This is a genomic window from Streptomyces alkaliphilus (assembly GCF_014141535.1).
Lineage (GTDB): Bacteria > Actinomycetota > Actinomycetes > Streptomycetales > Streptomycetaceae > Streptomyces > Streptomyces alkaliphilus.
The window spans coordinates 1-1,372 of record NZ_VKHT01001179.1 but is presented as its reverse complement, the minus strand read 5'-3'; the positions used below and the strand labels follow the sequence as shown (position 1 = coordinate 1,372).

The window sequence follows — 1,372 nt, the reverse complement described above, 5'->3', positions numbered from 1 at the left end:
GTCTGCATGCGGGCTCCTCGGGGCGGGTGGACGGCCGGTCGGCACGCCGGCGCCCATCGTAGCCGGCGGCCCCGTCCCCTCCCGGTGACGTCCGCACCCCGGAAGGGACCCCGGGACGGGGCCCCGGGCACCTCCGGGGACACGCACACCGCCGCGGCCCCCGTCCACCCGGACATCGGGTGGACGGGGGCCGCGGCGAAACGCGATACGGACGGATCAGGCGGCGCGTGCCCCGGCGGCCGGGTCCTCCCCGTCCCGTCCGGCGGATCCGCGCGACGCCATCCGGGTGACCGTCGACACGGTGGACGCCGAGGCCACGGCCTTCGCCTTGGTGGCGTACATGTCGACGTACTCCTGACCGGAGAGTCGCATCACCTCGGCCATCACCTCGTCGGTGACGGCACGCAGGACATAGCGGTCGCGGTCCATGCCCTCGTAACGGGAGAAGTCCAGGGGACTGCCGAAACGGACCGTCACCCGGCGGCCCGGGCCGACCCGGGGCAGCCCGGACCCGCCCGGCTGGATGCGGTCGGTGCCGATCATCGCGAACGGCACCACCGGGGCACCGGTCATCAGGGTGAGTCGGGCGATCCCCGTGCGGCCCCGGTACAGCCGCCCGTCGGGGGAACGGGTGCCCTCGGGATAGATCCCGAAGCACTTGCCCTCCTCCAACACCCGACGCCCCGTCATCAGTGCGGCCACGCCCCCGTGTCCGCCGTCGCGGTCCACCGGGATCATGCCGACACCGGTGAAGAACCACGCCATCAGCCGGCCCTTGAGCGACCTGCCGGTGACGTACTCGTTCTTGCCGATGAAGTACACCCGCCGACCGGTGACCAACGGCAGGATCATCGAATCGATGAAGGTGAGGTGGTTGCCCGCCAGGATCACCGGACCCTCACCGGGGATGCGGTCGGCACCCTCCACCCGGGGCCGGAACAGGAGCTTCAGCAGCGGCCCGAGCAATGACTTGAGCAGCAGGAAACGGGACACGGACCCTCCGGGTGGGACGTTCCGCGCGCGAGCGCGCGCCGATGGCACCCTAGCGTGCACGGAGCCCCGGGGCCCACTTCGAGCGAGCGGTCCCGGGAGGGCGGGAGACCCGGCCGGGAGGATTCCGACCGGGGAGCCGGCCCCTCCGTCGCCGGCGCGTCGCCCGCCGTTCGCCGCCGGGTCACGCCCCGGGCCACCCGTCGCCCCTAGCCTCATGGCCGCGCAGCGGACGCCGGGGTCGGCGTCCGGTCCGCGCGGTCCCCCCTCGCCCGTTCCCGGTGCCGCGTGCCCGGGCCCCCGTACCAGGAGGAATCCCATGGTCACCGGCCGTTCCGACGAGACCCCGACCCCCGCCCCCGGCCGTCGCGCACTGCTGGGC

Annotated in this window: 1 protein-coding gene; it reads right to left on the bottom strand. The window is 74.1% G+C overall.

Translation table 11 applies throughout. The features are described 5' to 3' along the window. Nucleotides 1-216: 216 nt before the first annotated feature. Nucleotides 217-993, bottom strand: a complete 777-nt coding sequence (locus tag FNQ90_RS23265) for a lysophospholipid acyltransferase family protein (protein WP_182608149.1) — start codon at nucleotides 991-993, stop codon at nucleotides 217-219. Between the last annotated feature and the right edge of the window lie 379 nt (nucleotides 994-1,372).